The organism is Fulvimarina fulva (assembly GCF_039652615.1).
Taxonomy (GTDB): Bacteria; Pseudomonadota; Alphaproteobacteria; order Rhizobiales; family Rhizobiaceae; genus Fulvimarina.
Window position 1 is genome coordinate 246,682 of the sequence record NZ_JBDJAC010000005.1, and the last position, 24,601, is coordinate 271,282.

Genomic DNA, 24,601 nt, shown 5'->3' on the forward strand with positions numbered 1-24,601 from the left:
AAACGCCGCTCGGGCTGCCGACGACCCATGAAACCGATGGTTTCAAAGGTCCGCCGGTATAAGACCGATGGAAGCCTGAGCTGTGCGTCAGGCGCGAATTGGCCCAAGGGTCAAATCATTTGTACGGTGGGATGAGAGCATGCTGGCGCAGCGCGACAAACCTATCGGGAATATCTTTAGAGCGGCGACGCAAAAAGCGGCCACGGATCGTGAATTCCGGCATATCCATGGACATCCGAGCGCAGTCCGGGCGCAGCCAGGCGACCTCTTCAACTGAAAATGGAATTGGTCCCATCGAATTGCGGCGTCATCCCGCTTTCCAAACGTCTCCTGCCCTTTATCTTCTTTCAAAGACTGGGATGGGACGAAGAGTATCATGCGTGTTCCGCTGAGCGTCGAACAGGCGATCGAATCGCTGCGACAAATCAAAAAAGGCCAGGAAACCACCGCAGACATCTCCCGCAAGCGGGCAGGCCCCGCCAAGCTTCTAATGCTTGGCTATCTTTTCTACATGTCCGTCGGCTGGATCCTGTTATGCCTTCCCTGGTCGCACGAAGGCGAACCGGTGTCCGTCTTGGACAATCTCTTCATGGCCGTCTCGGCCGTGTCAACGACCGGTCTGACCTCGGTCGACACCGGCACGCATTACACTTTCTTCGGCGAACTGGTTATCCTCCTGCTCATCCAGTTCGGTGGGCTCGGCTACATGACGATGAGTTCCTTCGCCTTCCTTGCAATCCAGGCGCAGCTCAGCGACACGCAGGAAAAGACGACACGCACAGCGTTCGCACTACCAGCGAATATGTCACCAGCCTTTTTCCTCCGCTCCGTCGTGTTTTTTACATTTGCGACGGAGATCGTGGGAGCCGCCTCCCTTTACCCGCTTCTCGCAGCACAGAACGTTGAAGAGCCCTTCTGGAGCGCGGTCTTTCATTCGATATCGGCGTTCTCCACGGCGGGCTTTTCGCTTTACTCGGACAGCTTCGAGGGATTTTCGAACGATTTCGCCATCAACATGGTCATTTCGGTCCTGAGCATTTTCGGCGCGATGGGGTTCATCATCGTCGCGGACGCAGCCCGGCGATTTATCGGCCGCTCGACCCATTTCGGCTTCACGAGCAAGGTCATCTTTCGCATGACCGCAATCCTGATCAGCCTCGGGACGTTGCTGATTTTCCTCGCCGAACCGACCCTTCAAGCCCTGCCTCCTGCCGATCGACTGCTGGCCGCCTTTTTCCAGGCGATGAGCGCATCGACAACGGTGGGGTTCAACACCATCCCGATCGGCGACATCTCGAACGCTGTTGTGATGGTGCTCCTCATTCTGATGATGATCGGTGCCTCGCCATCGGGAACCGGGGGTGGCATGAAGACCACCTCCTTCGCCGCTCTCGTGGGCCTCGCTCGCTCCACGCTGAAAGGCCGGGACAGCATTCGCTTCTTCAAGCGCCGCGTCACGGATACGCAACTGCATCTCGCGGGCACGACCCTCGTCTGCTATCTTGCCTGCATCTCCGTCGCTCTGTTTATTCTGTTTCTGACCGAGACGGGCATAGCCTTCAACGCCATGGCATTCGAGGCGATCTCCGCACTCGGCACCGTAGGGCTATCGATGGGAGCGACCAGCAATCTCTCGGAGATTGGCAAGCTGACGATCATCGCTCTCATGATTATCGGTCGGGTCGGCGTCTTGACGTTCGGCCTCGCGATCGCCGTGCCGGATGAAACGCGGGAAGAAGAAAGCGACAACGACCTTGCAATGTAGAGACGGTGCGCCTCTTGTGGCCTCCCGCTGTTGGCACGGCAAGGGGGAGGCAGGTCTCGCGCAGACCGGGGCATCAAAACGCCATGACCCTCGCATTCCGACCATCGGAGCCGCCGACCATTTGTTGGTCGCCCATGAAGGCAGCGCCGGTAATGCTTTCGGAAGACATTACGAGACAGTTGCGCCGATCGCGCCCCGGCGAGATCCACGATAAACGGGACGTTCACAAGCGATGCTCGATCAAGGTTGAAATCCCGCGACGGGATGCGATCGCGGGGATTTCGGACCGGATGTCTGGTGGTGCCGCGCCGGAGAGAGGACAGTGGGTTCTGCCGTAAACGTGGACACCACTCATCGGATTGGCGATCAGAGTCTATCGAGAGCCGAGAATGTGCTCCCGGGACCCAGTCTCAACCAAGAGCATCGACCCGAAAAGTGGGAGCCGCTGTCCGAATAAACCCGATGCGACGCCGATATGCTGGAGCATACGAACCAATACCGAAATCGGATCGTATGCTCTCAGGGCAACGTCAAATTGAAAGCTGAATTCTAGACCGCAAATGCAGGCTCACCGCCGAAACCGCTTTTCGGCTGCTCTTTGGCTTCACCTGAAACTTCGGCTGCCGTCACTTCGAACAGGCGATCAAGCTTGGAAACGTTCAGGTCCTTACCGATCGCCAGCGCTCTCGCGGACTCGTTTTTCTGCGGAATATGCACCGACATGGACACGCGGCCGCCGGCAATGTCGAACCGCAACCAGCCGTCGCCGGACTTGGCAATACCCTTCATCCGATCGACACGGCCCATATCACCGCGCGCGACCTGATGAAGTCGTGCCGAGAGCTCATCGGTGGCGATGGGCCGGGTCAGTGACCGGCTCCACGAACCGAGACCAAGTCCGGGCTCCGGATGGTGGTGTCCATGATCATGTCTATGATCATGGTCGTGCCCATGCGCATCCTCATGCGCATGATGGTCGTGTGCGTGGCCACGGCCATGGGCGTGCCCCGCATGTGCGTGATGATCCTCACCGGAATCGAGCGCCGCATCTCGTGCTGCATGCACATAGATCGCCTGGCTCGGAACGAGTTCTTCCTCGACCGCGCCATAGCGTGCCGGCAGGATCCGCGCCTTCGGATTGAGAGCGATCAGCGTTTCACGGACCGCTGAAAGCTCGCTTTCAGAGACGAGATCGATCTTGTTCAGAATGAACACCGGAGCGATCCGTGCCTGCACGTCGAAATAGTCCGGCATTCGCGCGTAATCGGCCAGGAACGCTCCCGCGTCGATCACCGTGAACAGTTTGGTCGCCTTCACATTCGTGGCGATTTCAGGAGCGGCCAGCACTTGGAGAAGGGATGCCACATCGGCAACACCCGACGGCTCGATCAGCACCCTGTCGGGGGCCATGTTTGCGACCACCTCGCGCAATTGGGCTGCGAGGTCCTTGCGCAGGGAACAGCAGATGCAGCCATTCGGCAGCTCCACCACATCGGCGCCCTGCCCGGAAAGAAGCGAGCCGTCGATGCCGAGCTCGCCGAAATCATTGACGAGCACGACCGTCTTTTCAGCCGGGTTTGCCTCGCTCAGCATACGCCGGAGCGTGGTCGTCTTTCCGGCACCGAGAAAGCCGACCACGATATCGACCGCAAATGGCTTTCGCTCGCCGCGCGACTTCAGGCCCGGCGCCCAGATCGCCCCGGACGGCATCGGCAGCACGAGCATCCAGTGTTCGAGGATTGCCAGTGCCATCAGCACGCCGAGGAAGGTGTAGCCCGCCATTTCGAACTGGCTCGCACCATCTGCGAAGGCCCATGCGAAGAGTAGCACGGTGATGATGGTGGAAATCGTCACCGAGAACGGGAACAGCAGGTTCATCGAACGCTTGTTGAGAAAGCCCTTCAGAAACTCGAGATGCTCCGGCAGGAATTCCTCGTTCAGGTTCCGCACCCCGAAGAAGACGTTGAGCTTGGCGCTCTGATGCATCCACCACAGCACCATGAAGGTCCACATGCCGATCTGGTTCGGCGCGCCCCAGGTCAGCGAGACCACAACGACAGCCGCAGCGATGATCGCCAGCTCATGCCAGAGGCTCGTCTGCACCGCATGGACGAAATGCGGCCAGCCGCGGCAATTCTCCGGGCAAGGCTGCTTCCGGGGGCCGGTGACATAGCCCATGTAGAAGCTCATCTCCTGCCACCCCCAGGCCAGAAGCCCAAAGGTGAACGCATAATAGGCCCCGGTGACCGACGTGTCGTGCGAAGACCATTCGAGGCCCCACAGCGACAGCGCGAAGACCACCGTCGCGCCGATCATGGAATATTTGAACGTCTTCTGCGGCAGGCCGTCCAGCCAGATGATGGCGACGGTCGAGGCCCACCAGACGACAAGCGCGAAGAGGGCCGGTAGGACATATTCGATCATGGGATGGCCTTTCGCTTGAAATGCGTTCTGTCGTCCGGGTCGCTAGAGCGCGATGTGGAAAGGTCGCCTGACCTTTCGGATCACATCCCGCGTCAAAACAAAGGCTTCGAGCGAAATGTCGATCCGGACCTTTCGCATTTCGCTTTAGCAAAGAGCGGCTCAGTAAGCCGGGACAAGGGTCCCGTCCTCGGGAATAGCGTTCGGGATCGTGCGCATCGCGTAGAGGCTGGCAAAGGTCGAAGCGGCCATCGAACGTCCACGCAGCATCTTCAGTTTGCCGGAAAGGCCGCCGGCCTTGCGGCCTTCATCGATCATGCGGCTCGCGACCAGCAACCGGTCGAGTCTCGCCTTGAACTTCGGATTGTCGATGTCGAGCGAGAGCGGGAAGACCTGCTTGGAAATCTCCGTCGTGACCCGGAACACCTTCATTCCGTATTCGGACGGATCGATGGCGAAGGCCTTGTGGAATTCCGGCCGTGCATGGTCGCGCACATACATCGTCGCGAAGACCGCAAGCAGGAAGAACTTGATCCAGAGTTTGTTGTGGCCCTTCAGCACACGGTCGTCGGCGCGCATCAGAAGCGCGAAGGCCTCGCCATGGCGGAACTCGTCATTGCACCACTTCTCGAACCACTTGAAAATCGGATGGAAGCGCTTGTCGGGATTGCGCTCCAGATGCCGATAGATCGTGATGTAACGGGCGTAGCCGATCTTCTCGGAAAGATAGGTCGCGTAATAGATGAACTTCGGCTGGAAGAAGGTGTACTTCTTCTCCTTCGTCAGGAAACCGAGATTGACGCCAATTCCGAATTCCTTGAGCGCGTCGTTGATGAAGCCGGCGTGCCGCGCCTCGTCCCGGCTCATATAGGAGAAGAGTTCGCAGATATCGGGATTGGTCCCGCGTCGCTTCATCTCCTTGTAGAGAACGCAGCCGGAAAATTCGGCCGTCAGTGACGAAACGAGGAAATCGACGAATTCCTTGCGCAGCCCCTCAGGCAGATCGTTGAGGTCGATCTTGTCCCAGTTCTCGTCGCGTTTAAAATGGCCACGATTGGGGTCGGACTTCAGCTCCGCGATCATCCTGTCCCACTGGGGACGGACGCTGGAGACATCCACCTTGTCGAGCTTGTCGAAATCGGTCGTGTAGAAACGCGGCGAGAGGAGCGTATCCTCCTGCGCCTGTTTCGTCGTCTCGTTGATGTCGCCCTTGAAGGGCCGCGCAGCGTCTACCCTGGCCGGAGCGTTCATAGTGTTGCCTTTTCAGAAAATGAGAATTCGCAGAGTTCCATGAATTCGAAGTCGCCGGTCATCCGCGTCCAGGTGCGCTCGAACCAACCCGCCCGACGGATCGTCGCCGTGCGCCGGAATTCCGCTTCGTCGCCGTAGGGCACCGCGATGGGGCTGCCATGGACGATCACCTCGTCGCCGGGCTCCACCGTGACCCCGCCGTCAAACCGGACATGGGCATGCAGGCTCTCGAAGGTGTTGGAGATCTCCACCGTGCAATCCACGGTTTCCTCCGCTCCGCCGAAGAGTGTTCGCAACATCAGCTTTCCGCGTCCTCCCAATTCAGGAATTGCGCGAACACCTCAGTGTTTTCCGCACCGAACGCCCGCAACTCCACCTGTCGGCTCGTCAGCGGGTCCTCGACGACCAGTCGGCCATCGGCTTTCAGCGCGAGCACATAAGCACCCTTGTCGGGCACACCACGGATTGTGCGGTAACGCTTGAGATTTCGCAAGGACTCGACGGCAAATCCTCCCGCTTCCGTGGGAAGGGACAGAAGGGTTTCTCCGGTGACGGCGTCGGAAACGACAGCAACCGTCGGATCACTCTCGTCGAGTGCCAATTGCCTCGACGCGACCGTCATCATCTGAGGTGTCGCAAAGGCACCGACCCCGGTTCGGTTGCTGGCAAGACCTGCACCGACGGTCGTGAGCGCCAGAAGACCTGCGCCGACAAGGATCGCAAGCGGGATCGGACGCTCAGGGGTCGGATAGAAACGCAGCTTCTTTCCGTCGACGCTCTTCAGACCTTCACTCACGCCGCCAGGGCCCCCTCGCCCACTTTGTCGGATGCCTTTTGCGCATGATCCTCATAGGTCGCCGTGCCGCCGGTCTTGGCGAGCGCCCGCGACAGCGTCTGCGCAACCATCTCGGCTTCGGGGATCGCTCTCAGCATCGGTTCGGCAGCGCGGAACTTCATGGGGCGAGCGAAAGGCCAGATCTGGAAGTAGAACGGTCTTGACTTCTTCGGCAGCACCAACGGAATGTCGCCGGTGCCGTCCTTGTACACGCGCAGTCCTGCTGCCTCGATATCCTTCAGCGGGATATTGAGCTGCGAGGGCAATGCGACGCCATAACGCATCACCACCCGCCGATCGGTGACCAGGAAACCTGTCGTGCGGGCATAGAAACCCGCCAGCCCCATCAGGATGGCGCCCACGATGGAGAAGGACGCCAACATCGGCAATGTGTCGGCAAATGCCATGGCCCAAGAGCCGGTATCGTTGTGAACCGACCCCAGCCGCCATAGGGCCAGCACCAGGAAATAGGCCGAAATCCATTTGAGGCGAAACGCGCTCACGGCGAAACGCCACCAGTCGGGCTTGCCCTGCCACAGGATGCGCTCACCATCGGGCAGTTCCTCCGCCTTGATTTCGGCTTTGAGGTCGACGGTCTCTTCGAGTTCAACGTGTTTCATAGGAAAGGTGCCTGTGCGCCGTTCTTGGAATATAGCGTGCCGCCAGCGAAGTAACCGTTGAGCCGATCTTCCTCCCGAGCCGTGATGTACTCGGCATTCCCGAGCGTCGGGACGGCGAGAAGCTGCTCCCGGCTGAGCATGCCGAACTTCATGCGGCCCTTGTGCGTATCGGCGAAGGCGAAGGGCACGAGAACGGTGCCCTCTTTCCCGGGCATGTCGACCTCGACGTAGCGGATGAAGTATTCGATGTCGTTGACCCAGAGGTCACGAACCGTTCCCACCGGATCGCCATCGGCCGCATAGACCGGCATGCCGATGAGGTTCGGCCCGGAGTCTTCCAGATGATAATCTGTTTTCGTGCGCAGCGGAGCAAGCGTCAGTTCGCCATCCATCGTCCGGAACGGCTTGTCCTGCTTGAGCGCGTAGGACGCCGGACCGACGCCGTCGAGCAGCGGATCACCAAGCGGCATGATCGGCGAGCCCGGAATGTTGTAGGCATTGCGTACATTGAGCTCGCGCTCGTTGTCAGCATGGGGCGCGTAATGAACGTTGCCATCCTGCAGGAGAAACGACTTCTGCTTCGGCAGAGGCGGGAACCCGACCACCGAGACGCGGTTGGCCGTGCCACGTGTCCGATCGGACACCAGGGGGTAGCCTTCGCGCTTGTCTTCCGAACGCAGATAGTAAACCAGCCCCAGGAAGAAGAGGAAAAAGGCGATGACGAGCAGCAAGGGCAGGTCGAGTTGCTCGGTAAAGGCTCCAGTTGGCATGATCTCAGTCTCCTCAGTTCAATTCGGAAGGTCGGGAAGTCCGAAGCGCTCGGACCGAGCCGCACGGGGCTCCAGAATTTGTGGACGAACCAGCGGCCCAAGGACCATGAGCCCCATGAACAGAAGTCCGATTTCGAGATGGTAGACGACACCATAGGCCGCGGCCGGCCCCTGAAAGGCCTCGCCGAGGACGCCGGCATGGGCAAGTGCTGCAACCTGATCGCGCACCGCAGCGCCGGAAAACACAGCGAGCCCGAGCGCAATCGCCTGGACCGCGCCCCAGATACCGAGAACGAGACCACTACCAAGGCGCGCATGGCCAATCCGCTCCATCACCGCGACGAGCATAGAGACTGAGAAGAGCCCGCTACCGAGGCCGATGGCGAATACGCCGGCCGAGAACATCGCGACCGATCCGAGAGCGCCGGCAAGCACGACGATGGAAAAGGCCGGAATGCCGCCCATGAGGCCAATTGCTGCGACGACGTTCGGATTGGCATTCCATTTCGAATGAAGCCTTGCCGCGAAGAAGAAGCCGATAAGGCTGCCGGACGCAAAGATCGCCGTCAGGAGCGTCGTCGAGCCCACTCCCATGCCGAAGACATCACCGCCGTAAGGCTCGAGCAGCACATCCTGCATCCCGAATGCCGCCGTCCCGATTGCGAGCGCGCAGAGGAGGCGCTTCAGGTCCGGCTGCCCGGCCAGGAGCGAGCGGACAACGGAAATAAATCGGGGACCGTTCTCCTTGGCTTCCCGGGTTGGCGCGAGATTGCGGCGGCGCGGCTCCTGCTGCCAGATCGCGACCGTGGTCATCAGAATGGTGACGACGGCTGAGCCCTGCAGCACCTGCACGAGGCCCATATACGAGAAGTCCTTCAGGATCTGGCCGATGACCAGCGCGCCACCCAGCATGCCGACCAGAAGCATGGTGTAGAGCATCGCGACGATGCGCGGCCGCTTCTCGTCGGTCGCAAGATCGCAGGCAAGCGCGAGGCCGGCCGTCTGGACGACATGGACGCCGAGCCCGACCAGGAAGAAGGCGAGAAGCATAGCACATTGGCCGATCAGAAGGCCGTCCGGCTTGCCCTCGGAAACGATGAAAAGCGCAAACGGCATGATCGCGAGGCCGGCGAACTGGGTCATCGCGCCGGTCCAGATATAGGGCGTGCGCAGCCATCCCATGAAGGAGCGGCGATTGTCGGACTTGAAGCCGATCAGAGCGCGCGCAGGCGCGAGAAGCAGCGGAAGCGCCAGCGCGACGGCAACCAGCGAGAGCGGAATACCGAGCTCGATCGCCATGACACGGTTCAGCGTTCCGCCAAGAATCACCAGCGTGATCCCGACGGAAACCTGAAAGAGCGAGAGACGCAGAAGCCGCGAAAGCGGAAGCTCGTTCGTGCCGATATCGGAGAACGGCATGATGGCCCGCCACGCCGCGAGGCGCTCGGATTTCAGTTTGGCCTTGTCTGCGCCCGTCGTTTTCATTTGCGCCTCAGCTCCAGCGCGTGGCTCTTGTAGAATCCGGTGTCGATGCGGCGTCCACGTCCGATTTCGAAGCGCGACAGCGCAGGCGCGCCTTGAACCATCGAGGCGAAGCGCTTCTCAGAGATCGGCACGATCGCCGGCGAACGATCGCCGCGCGGAAAAAGCTTGCCGACCTTGTGCATGACCGCCAGTAACGGTGTCTTCGGTGCGAAAGTGATGACGAGGGACCGGTCCGTGCGCTCGGCCAGTCTGGCGAGGGTCATCACCGCGTCGGACGGCTCGTAATGGATAAGCGAGTCCATCATCACGACATGGTCGAAGCGGCCGAAGTCGTCGGCCAGCATGTCGCCGGCAACGAAGCGGATACGGCTTCCGAGGCCTTCGGCGTTCGCAAGCTCCTGCGCATGGGCCGTGAGCGTCGGCGAAAGATCCACCGCGACAACGTCCGCGCCGCGCCGCGCAGCTTCCATCGCGAGCGCGCCCGTCCCGCAGCCTGCATCGAGCAGCTTAAGGCCCGATAGGTCGTTCGGCAGGTAGGACAGAAGCGTCGCCCGCATATCGTCCCGGCCCCGACGGACGCTCGCGCGGATCCGACCGACCGGTGCGGTCGAGGTGAGCTTCTTCCAGGTATCGGCGGCGGTGCGATCGAAATAGGTTTCAATCTCGGAGCGCCGGCGCTCGTATGTCATGACCTCACTCATGGGCGTCCTATTCGAAACCGAGGAAATCGAAGATCTCCCGGTCCTTCATGCTCTTTGCCTCGTTCGGCTCCGTGCCCGCGTAGAGCGCGGCGGCAAGGCGCAGATATTCGTTCTGAACCGCTTCCAGCTCCGGCGATGGTTCCATTTCGAAGAGCGTCGACTTCTTCAGCCGCGAACGGCGAATGGCGTCGAGATCGGGGAAATGGGCCAGCCGGTTGAGGCCGGTATGGGCTGCGAACCGATCGATCTCGTCGGTGCCGGCCGAGCGGTTCGCGATGACACCGCCGAGGCGGACATCGTAGTTCTTCGCCTTGGCCTGGATCGCGGCGACGATCCGATTCATCGCGAAGATCGAATCGAAGTCGTTGGCCGTGACAACGAGGGCCCTGTCGGCGTGTTGGAGCGGAGCCGCGAAGCCGCCGCAGACGACATCGCCGAGGACATCGAAGATCACCACATCGGTGTCTTCCAGAAGATGATGCTCCTTCAGAAGCTTCACGGTCTGACCAACCACATAGCCACCGCAGCCGGTGCCTGCCGGCGGGCCGCCCGCCTCGACGCACATGACGCCGTTATAGCCCTCGAAGACGAAGTCCTCGGGTCGCAGCTCCTCGGCATGGAAGTCGACGGTTTCGAGGATATCGATCACCGTCGGCTGCAGCCGTTTGGTGAGCGTGAAGGTCGAGTCGTGCTTGGGATCGCAGCCGATCTGCAGCACCCGCAGACCGAGCTTTGAAAAGGCTACGGACAGGTTCGACGAGGTCGTCGACTTGCCGATTCCGCCCTTGCCGTAGATCGCGAACACCTTCGCCCCGTCGATCTTCGGCCCGGTGTTCATCTTCACCTGAACGCTGCCCTCGCCATCCTCACGGCGATAGACAGTTTTCGGCAGCGGCAGCGTCGTCTTCAGGGAGCTCATTACGCGGCCTCCATTTCGTTTTTGGGTTTGGTTGCCTGCTGGGGCAGAATGCCCTCCAGCCGGTCTTCGAGATCGGCGCTGGCATCGAGCAGCGCTTCACGTTCGGCATCGCTCGGACGCCAGTATTGCCGTTCGTCGGCCTCGATCAGGCGTTCCGCCATACGGGCCGAGGCAGTCGGGTTCAGCTCGGCAAGGCGCTCGCGCATTGTTTCGTCGAGCACGAATGTCTCGGCAAAGCGCTTGTAGACCCAGGGGCTTACCTGCCCCGTCGTCGCAGACCAGCCGAGCGTGTTGGTGAGATGCGCCTCGATCTGGCGCACACCCTCATAACCGTGGGCGAGCATGCCCTCGATCCATTTCGGGTTGAGGGCCCGGGTGCGGGTCTCCAGAGCCACCTGCTCTTCGAGTGTCCGCACCGTTCCCTTGCCGCGGGTGTCGTCGCCGATATAGACCGGAACGGACTTGCCCCGCACTTCGGACACCGCACGACTGACCCCGCCGAGCGTGTCGAAATAATGGTCGATCGTCGTGACGCCGAGCTCCACCGATTCCAGATTCTGATAGGTGAGATCGACGGTCTTGAAGGCCGAGGTCAGGAGCTTTTTCTGCTCGCTTGAACGCCCCTTTCTGTCGATCGCGAAGCACTTGCGCCGGGTATAGGCGTTTGCAAGCTCGCCTTCCTGCTCCCAGGCACCACCATCGATCATCAGGTTGACGTTCGAACCGTAAGCCCCGTCGGCATTGGCGAAGACCCGCAAGGCAGCGGTTTCCAGATCGCAGCCCTCTTCCGCCATGTGGGCACGGGCGTGCTTGGCGACGAAGTTCATGGCGTCCGGCTCGTCGGCGGTCGCCGCGAGATAGGCCGCTTCCGCGATGAGCTTCGACTGAAGGGGCAAGAGGTCGCGGAAGATGCCGGACAGCGTGACCAAGGCATCGATACGCGGGCGGCCCAGCTCTTCCAGAGGCACGAGCGTGGCTCCGGCGAGCCGGCCATAGCCGTCGAAGCGCGGCACCGCGCCGATCAGAGCCAGTGCCTGGGCGAGGGAAACGCCCTCGGTCTTGAGATTGTCCGTGCCCCAGAGAACCAGTGCGACTGTCTCGGGCAGCGTGCCGCCACCGGCCGCATGGCGTTCCAGCAGCCGGTCTGCCTGGCGCCGGCCTTCCATAACCGCGAAAGCGCTTGGAATGCGGAAGGGATCGAAGCCGTGCACGTTGCGGCCCGTCGGAACGATCGCCGGATTGCGCAGGATATCGCCGCCAGGAACCGGCTCGATATAGCGTCCGTCCAAGGCCCTGAGCAGCGCCGGTGTTTCATGATCGACGGCCAGATCTCGCGAAAGCTGCCCGAGCGTGCGAACGGCCTCTTTCGCCTTCTCGACGTCAAGCGTCACAAGATCGCGATAAGCTGCTTCGCCAAGGAGCGCCGCCTCGGCATTTCCTTCCGCGATGGATTCCGCCGTCTCGAGCGCGATCGGCGCACCGAACTGGGCTTCGGCGACCGCCTTAAGCCAACCGGCGCGGTCGTTGCGCGATACGGGCTTACCGATGACATGCAGGCCGCTTGGAATCAGCGTCGCTTCGAGTTCGAGAAGAGCGGCCGAAAGCTTTGAAACGCAGGCCGCGCCCACGTCGAATTCGAGATCCAGCATGGCGGCCTGATCACCGATGAGCGCCATCAGGTCGGAGCGCTCGGACACCGCATCCGGCTCCAGCGACCGCAACCGGTCGAGGGACGATTTGAGATCGACCAACCCCTTGTAAAGGCCCGCCTCGGCCAGAGGCGGCGTCAGATGCGACACGAGGACGGCATTGGCGCGGCGCTTGGCGAGTGCGCCTTCCGATGGATTGTTCGCGGCGTAGAGGTTGACGTTGGGCAGATCACCGATCAACCGATCCGGCCAGCAGGTTTCTCCGAGACCCACCTGTTTGCCGGGCATGAACTCCAGCGCGCCATGGGTGCCGAAATGGAGCACCGCATCGGCCTTCAGGTCTTCGCGCAGCCAGCGATAATAGGCAGAGAACGCATGGGTTGGCGCAAAACCACGCTCGAAAAGGAGCCGCATCGGATCGCCCTCGTAACCGAAGGCAGGCTGGACGCCAACGAAGACATTGCCGAAGCGCTGCCCATAGACGAAGAGATTGGCCCCATCCGTCTGATGCTTGCCGGGAGCCGGCCCCCACTGGGCCTCGATCTCGGCCAGATGCTTTTCGCGCCGAAGGTGATCGTCGGTCGGGATCTTCGCAAAGACATTCACCGGAGTGCCCGAGCTCTCGGCGTTCCCCTTCAGGATCGCCTCGCGAAGCACGTCGACGCTCTCCGGCACATCAACCGAATAGCCGTCAGCCTTCAGGTTTTTGAGCGTATTGAAGAGCGATTCGAAGACGGAGAGATAGGCCGCCGTCCCGACGCTTCCGGCATTGGGAGGAAAGTTGAAAATGGTGATCGCGAGCGTCCGCTCGGCCTTCGCCCTGCGTCGCAGCGCGACGAGCTTGGCGGCGCGGCTTGCCAGAATTTCGGCCCGCTTGGGCTCGGACGCCATCGCACGGTGGCCGGTCGGAAGCGAAAGCGATGAGCGTCCCCCGAAGACGTTCGCCCCGATCGCGCCGTCGATTTCCGGGATCGCGACCATCATCGTCGCCTCGACGGGGGAAAGTCCCGTATCGGAGGCCTGCCACTCTTCAAGCGACTGAAATTCCACGGCCTGGCCCGCGATCAGAGGCACGTCGAGTTCGCGCATCGCGGTCTTCGCAGCGCTTGCATCGTTATAGGCAGGGCCACCGACCAGAGAGAAACCGGTGAGCGATACGAGCGCATCGATGGTCGGCTTGCCGTCTTCCGTCTTGAAATAGGCATCGATGGCAGGCCGCGAATCGAGGCCGCTCGCAAAGGCCGGAACTACTTTCAGCCCCTTGGCCTCGAGCGCCCCGATCACACCGTCATAATGGGCGGTATCACCGGCAAGCACATAGGAGCGCATGATGAGGACGCCGACCGTGCCGGTCCGCCCCTCGCCCCGGCTCGGCAGGCTTTCCAGCCGTGTCGCGATCCGGCCACGCATGCGCGGGTGATAAAGCCCGGTGTCGGGATATTCGATCGGCTCCGGCGCGGATTGACCATGTTTGCCCGCCTTGGCATCCGGCCCATAGCGAACGACGAGGAAGCGAATCAGGTTCGCCAGATTGTCGCTCGATCCGCCGAGCCAATATTGCAGAACCAGGAAATAGGCGCGCAGGTCCTGCGCCGTTCCGGGAATATAGCGCAGGATCTTGGGCAGACGCCGCAGCATTGTCATCTGCCGGGCACCGGAGGCCGGCTTGTTGCCCTTCTTGCTCTCACCTTTCAGCCGCTTGAGAAGGCCGAGCACGCCGCCCGCTTCCTTGCTCATGTCGAGCTTGCCAGCCCGCGTCAGCTTGACGACCTCGCCGGCTGACAGAATGCCGAAAAAGGCCGAGCAGTCCGCGCGTCGCTTTTCCAGCGCAGGCAGGATCGGAAGAATATGCGGCTCCATGAAGAGCATGGAAGCAAAAATGATGTCGGCCCGATCGATATCGCGGATGCAAGCATCCACGGTCGCCGGGTCACGGTCGAAGTCCGTCGCGGCATGAAAGCCAATCTCGAGATCGGGAATGTCCGCGGATAGCGCATCCCGGGCGCTTGCCACGGCACCGCCCATATGGCCATCGAGCGTGATGATGGCGATGCGCGGGCCTCTGCGCCCGTTGGCGGCTCCGGATGCGCCGTTAGCGCGCAAAGTGGGCTTTGGCGTCATAGAGCGTCTCCACGGTGATCTCGCTCAGACCGCGGTCCGATGCGAATTTCTCGGTGTTTCGCCGCGCCTTTCCACGCACGAAGAAGGGGATTTTCTTAAGCTCGGCTTCCGCCTCGGAGGCCCAGATGCCCGTCGCGGATGCAGCCTCGCCATCGTCGGCCTTGCCGGTTTCGGGCACGCGGATCGCATCCGCAGTCTGGGGAGCAACCCGGTGTCCGGGACCGAGATGGGAGGGAAGCGCGTCGTCAGAGAATTCGAAATCTTCCCGGAACATGCCGAGCAGATGCTCCTCCAGCCCCATGACCAGCGGATGGACCCACGAGTCCCAGAGGACGTTTGCGCCCTCGAAACCCATCTGCGGCGAGTAGCGAGCCGGATAGTCCTGCACATGGACGGGCGCGGAAATCACCGCGCAGCCGATACCGAGGCGCTTGGCGATATGCCGCTCCATCTGCGTGCCGAGCACAAGTTCCGGCTCCGCCTCGGAGATCGCCTGTTCGACGTCGAGATAGTCGTCGGTGATCAGCGGTTCGACGCCATAGAGCTTCGCCGCCTCACGGATACCGCGGGCGAACTCGCGGCTGTAGGTGCCGAGACCGACGACCTCGAAGCCGAATTCTTCTGATGCGACACGCGCCGCCGCGATGGCATGGGTCGCATCGCCGAAGACGAAGACCCGCTTGCCTGTCAGATAATTCGAGTCGACCGAGCGCGAGAACCAGGGCAGACGCGACGCGCCAGTGGTGTCATCGACAGGATCGAGTTTCGCCAGCTGACGCACTTCCGTCACGAATTCCCGGGTCGCGTTGACGCCGATCGGAACGACCGTCGTGAAGGGCTGGCCGAAATTCTTCTTCAGAAGGCGGGCGGCCTGTTCGGCGATTTCCGGATAAAGAACGACGTTGAAGTCCGCATCCTTCAGCCGGCCAATATCGGCGGCGCTCGCATCGAGCGGCGCAACGACATTCACGTCGATGCCGTTCACACCGAGCAGCTTGCGAATTTCAGCCACGTCGTCGCGATGTCGAAAGCCCAGCGCCGTCGCGCCGAGAATATTGCAACGGGGCCGCGCATTATCGGGCCGTTCAGTCTCACCGGCGCGCTCGCCGGAAAGATGGCGGACGATCTGGTAGAAGGTCTCGCCGGCGCCCCAGTTTTCCTTGCGCTGATAGGACGGTAATTCCAGCGGCACCACCGGACAGGGAAGGTTCGCCGCCTTGGCGAGACCCGCCGGATCATCCTGAATGAGCTCGCCCGTGCAGGAGGCGCCGACCAGCATTGCGGCTGGCTTGAAGCGATCATGCGCCGAGATCAAGGTCGACTTGAAAAGCTCGGCGGTATCGCTGCCCAGATCACGGGCCTTGAAGGTCGTATAGGTTACCGGCGGACGCTTATCGCGCCGCTCGATCATCGTGAAGAGCAGATCGGCGTAGGTGTCGCCCTGCGGCGCGTGAAGCACGTAATGCACGTCCGTCATGGCCGTTGCCACACGCATCGCACCCACATGGGGCGGGCCTTCATATGTCCAGACGGTGAGCTGCATCCCGAACCCCTCTCTCAGACCCGAAGTCGTGTGCGGCGGTCGAAGGGCCGCGCAAACAGGTTCGCCAGATCGCTCGCCTGGTCGTAACCCTGGATCGGCGTGAACAGGAGTTCGATCGACCATTTCGTGGTGAGGCCCTCGGCCTCCAACGGATTGGCGAGGCCGAGGCCGCAGACCGTCAGATCCGGCTTTTCGGCTCGCACCCGGTCGAGCTGCCGATCGACGTCCTGCCCTTCCGAGAGCGCGGTACCCTCTGGGAGAAGCGGCAGCTCACCGGCAAGATGCGCCTTGTGGATGAAGGGCGTACCGACCTCGATCGGCTCCATGCCGAGCTCGCGCGACAACATGCGCGCCAACGGAATTTCCAGCTGGGAATCCGGCATGAAGAAAATGCGCTTACCCTGAAGCGCGTCACGGAACGGCTTCAACGCGTGCGATGCCCGCGCCTCGGCAGCCGCCGTCGCAGAGCGAAACACCATCGGATCGATGCCGAAGACATCCGCCGCCGCCTTCAACCAGGCGGTGGTGCCCTCCGCGCCGAGCGGGAACGGCGCTGGAATATGCACTGCGCCGCGCTCTGCAAGCTCGCGTGCCGTTTCCGTGAGGAAGGGTTGGGCGAGCAACATCTTCGTGTTCGGACCGACCGCCGGCAGTTCACTCGACTTGCGCGGCGGCAGGAAGCTGACACGCTCCAGCCCCATCGCCTTGAACATGCGGGTGAACTGATCTTCCACCACATCGGCCAGCGCGCCAACGACGAGAAGCTCCGCTTCCCCGCTTGTCGACTGAGGCAGCTCCGGGACCAGCGCCGCGAGGCAGCGATCTTCACCCTCGGTGAACGTCGTCTCGATACCGGATCCGGTGTAGTTCAGAACCCGCACATCCGGCGAATAGGTCTTCGACAGGCGCGAGGCGGCCTTGGAGAGATCGAGCTTGATGACCTCGGAAGGGCAGGAACCGACGAGGAACAGCATCTTGATGTCCGGCCGACGATCGAGGAGCCGGGCGACCACCTTGTCCAGTTCCTCGTTCGCATCCGCCATGCCGGCAAGATCACGCTCTTCCATAACAGCCGTGCCGAAGCGAGGCTCGGCGAAGATCATCACGCCCGCAGCCGACTGCATGAGATGGGCGCAGGTGCGCGACCCGACGACCAGGAAGAATGCGTCCTGGATCTTGCGGTGCATCCAGACGATGCCGGTGAGCCCGCAAAACACCTCGTGCTGCCCGCGCTCACGCAGGACGCGCGGCTCAGAGCAACCGGACGAGGGAAGCGTAGGCGTTGCGGCTTTTCGCTCGGGAAGAAGAGACACCGAACCCGTCATGCCGGCACCCCGCCGACTGCGGCAAGATCATCGGCACGCTCGGCCTGCAGCCGCGCCGCCCTGAGCTTGATCAGGAATTGCGCTGCGTTGATCACGTAGGCCGCGTAGGCGACGAGCGCGATACTCAGCTGCTGGACCGGAGATCCGAGACCCGCAAGAGCCATCACGACATAGGCCGTGTGCAGCGCGATGACGCCCATCGACACCACGTCCTCCCAGAAGAAGGCGGGCGCGAACAACCATTTTCCGAACACGACCTTTTCCCAGATCGAGCCGGTAATCATGATCGTGTAGAGAACGACAGTCTTAAGAACGACGGAAGCCATGGCGATGCCATGCCCCTCCCCCGTGATCATCGCTCTAAGAACGAGACCCAGCGAGACCAGGAAGACAATAAACTGGAAGGGCGCCAGAAGCCCCTGAACGAGCGTCCAGCGTGTCGCATCACGGCGCACACGCTCCTCAGGCGTGTAAAGCCCGGCATGAACTCCGCTCCGCCGCGCCCCGTGGTCCTGGGCGTCGCCGTCTGCACGCAATGCGTTGGTGTTTAAGCTCGACATGACAAACAGTGTGAACCCGGGTAACGGGAACTGTCAAGTGAACTTTACACTCATGAAAGCGCGACGCCAGACACGCCCGACTGTTTGCACCGAAAGGAAAAATGCTGTCGCCAGGTTGAAAGAATTCTAAGAATGGGCAAGGATCATGCGAGTGGTCATTGGCATCGGAGGAAGCTGGGCTGCTAAGGGTTGGAGAACATCTCAGGCAAGGGACACCAGCCCAGATTGATTTTGCGCCATAGGGCCTTGGCCGGCAATACGACGCGAGCAGGTTCACTATCTGACATGCTGGATCGCGCATATGTCAGATAGTTCGTCGTCATCTTCAAAGCGGGAGGAACGCTATGGCATACCTAGCCAATGGTGCTCAGTTTTCCCAGCCAGACAGAGAAGAGCACGAGCAATCGGACGTGTCAGCCCACATTGACACGAGTGAAGCCGGCGTTAAGGCCGAACAGGATTGCTCGCGACAATCACTTCATTTCGCCGGCCTTCGTGCTGAAAACCACGATCGAAACGGTTCGAGCGGAAGCCTTGAGGATGCCGTCCGGCAGGCGGTCATACCGCGGCTTTATGCCCAGCGCCTGGGGAAACGTGCCGAGGCACCTGATCGCGCGCCCGCCGGGGACCGCACGCGGGCCATCGTCGCCCATGGCGCGGTCAATCAGCTCTTGCGGCTCGTGCTGTCCGGCCAACCATCGGCCCAGGAAGCCTTTCTGAACGATCTTCACGAAAAAGCGGTTCCCATACGCGCCCTGATCGAGGATGTCGTCGTTCCAGTGGCCAACGAAATCGGCGCAGCCTGGGCAGACGACCGCATGAGCTTTGCGGAGGTGACCCTCAAGATCGGCCTGATGCAGACCGCCGTCTCGAATTTCACCGCCAAGACACTTGCCGCCAACCTACGGCACAATGCGCCGCGCTTTCTCGTTGCGCCAACCCCTGGGGAACAGCATGTTTTCGGCGCTGCTGTTCTCTCCAGCCTGCTGGTCGCGGAAGGCTATCAAGCAGAGGCGCTGCTGGACGCAACATCGCGCGCGTTGTGCGATCAGGTCCGGACCCATGACTATGCCGCCGTCGGACTTTCCTGTAACAGCGACAGAACCTTGCCAAGCTTGAAAGGTCTGATCGCGGAGATTCGGAATGCGAGTCGCAATCGGTCGATTAGAATAATGATTGGCGGATGGGCCTTGCATGAAGGCGACGAATCGCTAAGTACCTTTGGCGCCGATTTGGTCGTGACTAACAGTCACAGTGCAATTGACGCAATTGTTGGCCGATTCGAGCCCGAAAATTGAGAGCCTACGCTTTCGCTGAACCACGCAACCGGACCGGTATGCCATGGGAGTAAATTTCGCTGACGGCGGCCGGGCATTCTCCAATCCGGGTCGCACATTCGCAGATCTGGACCCGGGGCTTATTGCGTCGCTCGTCACGGCAACTGCGGATCTCGCGCTGCTGATCGACGAGACGGGAACGGTGGTCGACGTCGCGATGCGACAGGACGTCTGCCCGCCGGAAGTCTACAGCAAATGGATCGGTCGCCCCTTCGTCGAGACAGTCACAAGTGAATGCCAGATCAAGGCGAAGCGGTTGCTGGCCGACGGCGCGGGTCAATCGGAAACGCGGCGCGAGATCAATCATCCGATACCGAATTCTCGCGATCTGCCGGTCAGCTACATCATGTTGCAGCTGAGCTCCGGAAGCGGACAGATCGCGCTTGGCCGAGACCTCCGGGCAGCTGCGGATCTCCAACAGCGGCTGATCTCCGCCCAGCTTGCCTACGATCACGAGTTCGAGCAGGTCCGGAACGTCGAGGCCCATTACCGTGCGCTCTTCGAGACCAGCATACAGCTTCACCTGATCGTCGATCCTCGCAATCGGATCATCATCGAAGCGAATGGCAATGCGCGCAAAAAGCTGTGTGACAATGATCCCGTCGGCACAAATCTCGAAGATCACTTCGCACCCGATACGCTTATCGAGCTCGACCGCCTGATCGGCCAGGCCTTTTCATCCGGGAAAAGCGAACACGGGACGCTTCGTCGCCGCGACGAGGACCGCTCCCCTGTCTCGGTCGCTTTACACTTCTTCCGCCATCTGGGGCATTCCCGCCTCTCGGTTCAGATTCAGCCGGAGACGGCCAACACCAATTCTCATTCGGACGATCTTGCCACCCGATTGTTCGCAGGCCTTGGCGCAGCGACACCCGATGCCCTCGTCATCCTTGATGACGAGATGCGCGTGGTGTCGGCCAATCAGAGCTATCTCGACCTCGTCCAGGTCGCCGAACATTCCCAGCTCAAGGGCCAGCACCAGTTTGACCGGATCGGCCAGCGCGGTGTCGAATTGCGTGTCCTGAAGAACGCGATCGACAATCAGGGTATGGTCCGCACGCTCACGACATCCGTAACCCAGACCTATGGTTCGACGATCCCCGTGGAAATCGGCGGAACGGCGATCGAGGTCGACGGCGACCGGTTCTACGGGCTCGCCATCCGCCGTAGCGAGCGCGGCGTCACGTCCCTCCCGCATTCCGGCAAAACTGAAATGCGCCCGGCTAACGATATGATCGGCCTCGTCGGCCAGATGCCACTTCGCGATATCGTGAGGGACACGACGGACATCATCGAGCGGCTCTGCATCGAAGCCGCACTCGAATTGACCGGCAACAACCGCGCCTCGGCTGCCGAGCTTCTCGGGATCAGCCGTCAAGCACTTTATACGAAACTGCGCCGGTTCGGGATCATCAGCGAAGCGGGCTAGCCGTGAAGCGCCCGACCGGGCAGGTTTTGTGCGGGCGAACGCATTTTGAGTTTAGAACGTGTCAAGTTTAGTTGACACACAGGCTTGAATCGACCTAGCATCGTCGACATGAGCCGAACGGTCGCCCCACTCACTCCAGAACCTCGCATTCAGGCATCGGCCCTTCTCGCGGTCCTGAAGCCGGTCACCTGGTTCGCTCCTGTCTGGGCCTTTGCCTGCGGCGGCATTTCCGCCATCGGGACCCTTGGACCCGACAGCAACCATCTCCTTGTCATTCGCGACGTGCTTCTCGGCCTCGTTCTCGCCGGCCCGATGCTGTGCGGCGCGAGCCAGGCGGTCAACGACTGGTTCGATCGTCATGTCGATGCGATCAACGAGCCCCATCGCCCCATTCCCTCAGGCCGTCTGCCCGGCCGATCCGGCCTTGCCATCGCGATCCTCTGGACGGCCGCCTCACTTCTGCTGGCCTCCTTCCTTGGCCCGATCGTCTTCATCGCGGCAGCGGTCGGCTGCGCATTTTCCTGGGCCTACAGCGCACCGCCGCTGCGCCTCAAAAAGAACGGCTGGTATGGCAATGCGAGCGTCGCGATCTCCTATGAGGGGCTCGCCTGGGTGACCGGCGCTGCGCTCGTCGCGCAAGGCATGCCGTCCACCGAGACGCTCGTTCTTGCTCTTCTCTATTCCCTCGGCGCTCACGGCATCATGACTCTCAACGACTTCAAGTCGATTGAGGGGGATCTGCGCTTCGGCATCCGCACGCTGCCCGCCCGCTACGGCGTCACCGCCGCCAGCTGGATCGCATGTGTCGTCATGGCCGGCGCACAGATCGCGGTCATTGGATGCCTCGCCGTCTGGGGTTACACAGTTGCGGCGGTTCTCGTTTCCGCGCTTCTCCTCGGCCAGTTCGCGCTGATGCGCCGGTTCCTCTCCGATCCGCAAGCCGAGGCCATCCGCTACAACGCGACCGGCACGGGGCTCTACGTACTCGGCATGATGGTCGCCGCTGTTGCACTCGGTGTGTCGTGATGCGCGCCCGGACCTCCCATCAGATGGCCGGCTTCACCTGGCCGCAGATCATTCGGCTGGCACTGGTCCAGACCGCCATCGGCGCGATGGTGGTTCTGACGACCTCGACCATGAACCGCATCATGGTCGTCGAGCTTGGCCTTGCCGCTATGATCCCGGGCGCCCTTGTCGCCCTTCATTACGCCGTGCAGATGCTGCGCCCCCGCTTCGGTCACGGCGCCGATCGCGGCAAAAGCCGCACCTTATGGATCGTCGGCGGTCTCGCCGTTCTCGCTCTCGGGACGGTTCTCGCGTCGATCGCCACCGGGCTCGCGGGCTCCGACCGACTGACGGGTCTTTCGCTTGCGACCTTCGCCTTTCTCCTCATCGGCATGGGGGTTGGTGCCTCCGGCACAAACCTTCTGGCGCTTGTCGCAGCCGGTGTCGCGCCCCATCGGCGCGGTCCTGCCGCCACCTTGATGTGGACGCTGATGATCGCCGGTTTCGCACTGACCGCCGGGATTGCCGGAAGCTTTCTCGATCCGTTCTCCGCCGGTCGCCTTGTCCTGGTCACCACCATCGTCGCGGGCCTGGCGCTCACCATCGGAAGTCTGGCAACGCTTGGCATCGAACGGACCATGCAGGCGCCATCGCCATCCGAGACGGCTAAATCCGCTGGAGGCGCGTTTTCGGCGACCCTCAAGGATGTCTGGCAGGAAAGCGCGACGCGGCGTTTCACGCTCTTCGTCTTCATTTCAATGCTGGCCTATAGCGCCCAGGATCTCGTGCTGGAGCCGTTCGCAGGTCTCATCTTCTCGATGTCGCCGGGTGAGACGACCCAGCTTGCCGGCATGCAGCATGGCGGCACTTTCATCGGCATGATCGCAGTCGCGGTCGCAGGCGTTCTTTTCGCCAGGAAGCATCCCGGCCTCCTTCGGGTTCTGTGCGTGACGGGTTGCCTCGGCTCCGCCCTCGCCTTTGCGGCGCTTTTCACGGCGTCGCGCGCTGGCGGCGATTTTCCGCTGGTTGCGACGGTCGCAACGCTCGGCTTCTTCAACGGGCTCTTCGCCGTTGCCGCCATCGGCTCAATGATGGGGCTCGCTTCGGGGAGCGGCTCTGACGGGAGCGGCTCTGACGAGAGCCCGCGCCATGGCATCCGTATGGGGCTTTGGGGCGCCGCCCAGGCGATCGCCTTCGCGCTCGGCGGGTTTGCAGGCACGGCCCTCGTCGATCTGACCCTCCATTTCACCGGGTCCAACGCACATGCCTATGGCAGCGTCTTTCTCGTCGAAGGAGTGGGCTTCGTCGTCTCGGCCCTTCTCGCCTGGCGCTGCGTCGGGGACCGCTCGGGCTTCGGCGACCATCAACGACCTGTTTCCAACAGTTTCTCGGGAGTGACGGCATGACCGCAAACGCCGAAATCGCTGCGACGCCGTCGGCGACGGATGAAGCCGGCACCCCGCAGCGGTTTGATGCCATCGTCATCGGCGGCGGACCGGCAGGCTCCACCGCCGCGCTGCGCCTCGCGGAGGCGGGCTATCTGACCGCGCTCATCGAACGGGGCGGCCGGATCAAGCCCTGTGGCGGCGCGATCCCCCCTCGCCTCATTCAGGATTTCGCGATCCCGCAGCATCTCCTGAAGGCTGCGATCTCCTCGGCCCGCATGATCGCTCCATCGGGCAAGACCGTCGATATGCCCATCGATGGCGGTTATGTCGGCATGGTCGACCGCGAAGAATTCGACGAATGGCTGCGCGAACGTGCCGCCATGAAAGGCGTCGTCCGGATCACCGCCATGTTCGACCAGCTCGAACCCGCTTCAGGCGACGATCGCCAGATCCGGATCAAGGCAAAGTCCGGCGAGACGCGGACGCTCGCCGCCCGGCTCGTGATCGGAGCCGACGGAGCGCGCTCTTCGGTCGCCAAGCAAGCGCTTCCAGACCAGAAACAGCCGAAGTCGGTCTTTGCCTATCACGAAATCGTCGAAGCGAAGGGATGCTCATCGGAATCGGCCGCAGGTCGCGCCGATCGCTGCGACGTCTTCTATCAGGGCGCGATTTCGCCGGACTTCTATGGCTGGGTCTTCCCCCATGGCGAGACCGTCAGCATCGGCACCGGCACGGCGAAAAAGGGCTACGGCTTGCGCAAGGCGGTCGGTGATCTCAGGGAAGCGTCAGGCTACGGCGGCGCCGCGACCGTTCGCCGCGAAGGCGCTCCGATCCCTCTCAAGCCCATGAAACGCTGGGATGATGGTCACAACGTCATCGTTGCGGGCGATGCCGCGGGCGTCGTCGCTCCGGCTTCTGGCGAGGGCATCTATTACGCGATGGAGAGCGCCCGCATGGTCGCGGATGCCGGCATCGCGTTTCTGACCACGGGCGACGCTCTCGAGCTCGCCAAGGCACGCAAGCAGTTCATGGGCGATCACGGCAAGATTTTTCTTGTTTTGGAATTGCTCCAGACTGTGTGGTATCGGTCCGACTGGCTGCGGGAAAGGTTCGTTTCGATCTGCCGCGACCCGGACGTTCAGCGACTGACATGGGAGTCGTACATGCACAAGAAGATGTCGAAGGCGAGCCCGACGGCGCATGCGCGGATCCTCTGGCAAAATCTAGGACACTATCTCGGATGGAGAACGGCATAATGTACGACTGGACCAAGGAAGCCGCTCTCCACGGCAAGACCTCGAACGCCGCAAAGACGAATTGCCCGATGGGCTACGAGCCCGTCGCCCTTCCGGTTGATTACGCTCGCCATTTTTCGCAAGCGATCGAGGCCCTTCACGCCGAAAAGCGCTACCGGGTGTTTGCCGATCTGGAACGGATCGCGGGCCGCTTTCCGCAGGCGATCTGGCGTAACGAGGGT

At 61.8% G+C, this 24,601-nt stretch carries 19 protein-coding genes and 1 pseudogene; 7 read left to right on the forward strand and 13 right to left on the reverse strand.

Going from position 1 to position 24,601, the window contains the following annotated elements:
- Positions 1-376 precede the first annotated feature (376 nt).
- On the forward strand, positions 377-1,765 hold the full coding sequence (locus tag ABDX79_RS09760) for a TrkH family potassium uptake protein (protein WP_346220090.1): 1,389 nt from the start codon (positions 377-379) through the stop codon (positions 1,763-1,765).
- A gap of 549 nt (positions 1,766-2,314) precedes the next feature.
- Here ABDX79_RS09760 and puhE read toward each other — a convergent pair.
- The 13 genes from puhE to bchF all read right to left on the reverse strand — a co-directional run bounded on the left by puhE (position 2,315) and on the right by bchF (position 17,965).
- Entirely contained in the window at positions 2,315-4,189 is a 1,875-nt protein-coding gene (gene puhE, locus ABDX79_RS09765; protein WP_346220091.1) for a putative photosynthetic complex assembly protein PuhE, read from the reverse strand.
- Between the two features lie 159 nt (positions 4,190-4,348).
- Positions 4,349-5,437 carry a magnesium-protoporphyrin IX monomethyl ester (oxidative) cyclase gene (acsF, locus tag ABDX79_RS09770; RefSeq protein WP_346220092.1) on the reverse strand — a complete coding sequence of 363 codons (1,089 nt, stop codon included), beginning with the start codon at positions 5,435-5,437 and terminating at the stop codon, positions 4,349-4,351.
- A complete protein-coding gene (locus ABDX79_RS09775; protein WP_346220093.1) occupies positions 5,434-5,736 on the reverse strand; it encodes a hypothetical protein in 303 nt (100 codons plus the stop codon). The genes acsF and ABDX79_RS09775 overlap by 4 nt, the downstream gene beginning before the upstream one ends.
- On the reverse strand, positions 5,736-6,233 hold the full coding sequence (gene puhC / locus ABDX79_RS09780; protein ID WP_346220094.1) for a photosynthetic complex assembly protein PuhC: 498 nt from the start codon (positions 6,231-6,233) through the stop codon (positions 5,736-5,738). Before puhC ends, ABDX79_RS09775 begins: the two co-directional genes overlap by 1 nt.
- Positions 6,230-6,892 carry a photosynthetic complex putative assembly protein PuhB gene (gene puhB, locus ABDX79_RS09785; protein WP_346220095.1) on the reverse strand — a complete coding sequence of 221 codons (663 nt, stop codon included), beginning with the start codon at positions 6,890-6,892 and terminating at the stop codon, positions 6,230-6,232. Before puhB ends, puhC begins: the two co-directional genes overlap by 4 nt.
- Positions 6,889-7,662: a photosynthetic reaction center subunit H gene (puhA, locus tag ABDX79_RS09790; RefSeq protein WP_346220096.1), complete on the reverse strand. Its 774-nt coding sequence runs from the start codon at positions 7,660-7,662 to the stop codon at positions 6,889-6,891. Before puhA ends, puhB begins: the two co-directional genes overlap by 4 nt.
- Before the next feature lie 18 nt (positions 7,663-7,680).
- Complete coding sequence (locus ABDX79_RS09795; protein WP_346220097.1) at positions 7,681-9,147, reverse strand: BCD family MFS transporter; 1,467 nt, start codon at positions 9,145-9,147, stop codon at positions 7,681-7,683.
- Positions 9,144-9,848 (reverse strand): magnesium protoporphyrin IX methyltransferase, encoded by a 705-nt coding sequence (gene bchM / locus ABDX79_RS09800; protein WP_346220098.1) that lies wholly within the window; start codon positions 9,846-9,848, stop codon positions 9,144-9,146. Before bchM ends, ABDX79_RS09795 begins: the two co-directional genes overlap by 4 nt.
- Before the next feature lie 7 nt (positions 9,849-9,855).
- Positions 9,856-10,767 (reverse strand): ferredoxin:protochlorophyllide reductase (ATP-dependent) iron-sulfur ATP-binding protein, encoded by a 912-nt coding sequence (bchL, locus tag ABDX79_RS09805; protein WP_346220099.1) that lies wholly within the window; start codon positions 10,765-10,767, stop codon positions 9,856-9,858.
- On the reverse strand, positions 10,767-14,537 hold the full coding sequence (locus tag ABDX79_RS09810; protein WP_346220100.1) for a magnesium chelatase subunit H: 3,771 nt from the start codon (positions 14,535-14,537) through the stop codon (positions 10,767-10,769). Before ABDX79_RS09810 ends, bchL begins: the two co-directional genes overlap by 1 nt.
- Complete coding sequence (gene bchB, locus ABDX79_RS09815; RefSeq protein WP_346220101.1) at positions 14,509-16,080, reverse strand: ferredoxin:protochlorophyllide reductase (ATP-dependent) subunit B; 1,572 nt, start codon at positions 16,078-16,080, stop codon at positions 14,509-14,511. Before bchB ends, ABDX79_RS09810 begins: the two co-directional genes overlap by 29 nt.
- 14 nt (positions 16,081-16,094) lie before the next feature.
- Positions 16,095-17,405 carry a ferredoxin:protochlorophyllide reductase (ATP-dependent) subunit N gene (locus tag ABDX79_RS09820; RefSeq protein WP_346220102.1) on the reverse strand — a complete coding sequence of 437 codons (1,311 nt, stop codon included), beginning with the start codon at positions 17,403-17,405 and terminating at the stop codon, positions 16,095-16,097.
- Complete coding sequence (gene bchF / locus ABDX79_RS09825) at positions 17,402-17,965, reverse strand: 2-vinyl bacteriochlorophyllide hydratase (RefSeq protein WP_346220103.1); 564 nt, start codon at positions 17,963-17,965, stop codon at positions 17,402-17,404. Before bchF ends, ABDX79_RS09820 begins: the two co-directional genes overlap by 4 nt.
- Before the next feature lie 344 nt (positions 17,966-18,309).
- Between bchF and ABDX79_RS09830 the strand changes: the two genes are divergently transcribed.
- The 6 genes and pseudogenes from ABDX79_RS09830 to ABDX79_RS09855 all read left to right on the forward strand — a co-directional run.
- A complete protein-coding gene (locus ABDX79_RS09830; RefSeq protein WP_346220104.1) occupies positions 18,310-19,263 on the forward strand; it encodes a cobalamin B12-binding domain-containing protein in 954 nt (317 codons plus the stop codon).
- A 43-nt stretch (positions 19,264-19,306) separates the two neighbouring features.
- Positions 19,307-20,731, forward strand: a complete 1,425-nt coding sequence (gene ppsR, locus ABDX79_RS09835; RefSeq protein WP_346220105.1) for a transcriptional regulator PpsR — start codon at positions 19,307-19,309, stop codon at positions 20,729-20,731.
- A 108-nt stretch (positions 20,732-20,839) separates the two neighbouring features.
- Complete coding sequence (chlG, locus tag ABDX79_RS09840) at positions 20,840-21,757, forward strand: chlorophyll synthase ChlG (protein ID WP_346220106.1); 918 nt, start codon at positions 20,840-20,842, stop codon at positions 21,755-21,757.
- The gene (locus ABDX79_RS09845) at positions 21,757-23,142 is read left to right on the forward strand and encodes a BCD family MFS transporter (RefSeq protein ID WP_346220107.1); all 1,386 of its coding nucleotides are present in this window, start codon (positions 21,757-21,759) and stop codon (positions 23,140-23,142) included. The genes chlG and ABDX79_RS09845 overlap by 1 nt, the downstream gene beginning before the upstream one ends.
- The gene (locus ABDX79_RS09850; protein WP_346220108.1) at positions 23,139-24,380 is read left to right on the forward strand and encodes a geranylgeranyl diphosphate reductase; all 1,242 of its coding nucleotides are present in this window, start codon (positions 23,139-23,141) and stop codon (positions 24,378-24,380) included. Before ABDX79_RS09845 ends, ABDX79_RS09850 begins: the two co-directional genes overlap by 4 nt.
- Before the next feature lie 68 nt (positions 24,381-24,448).
- A pseudogene (locus ABDX79_RS09855) lies at positions 24,449-24,601 on the forward strand (5-aminolevulinate synthase); the annotation flags it as partial.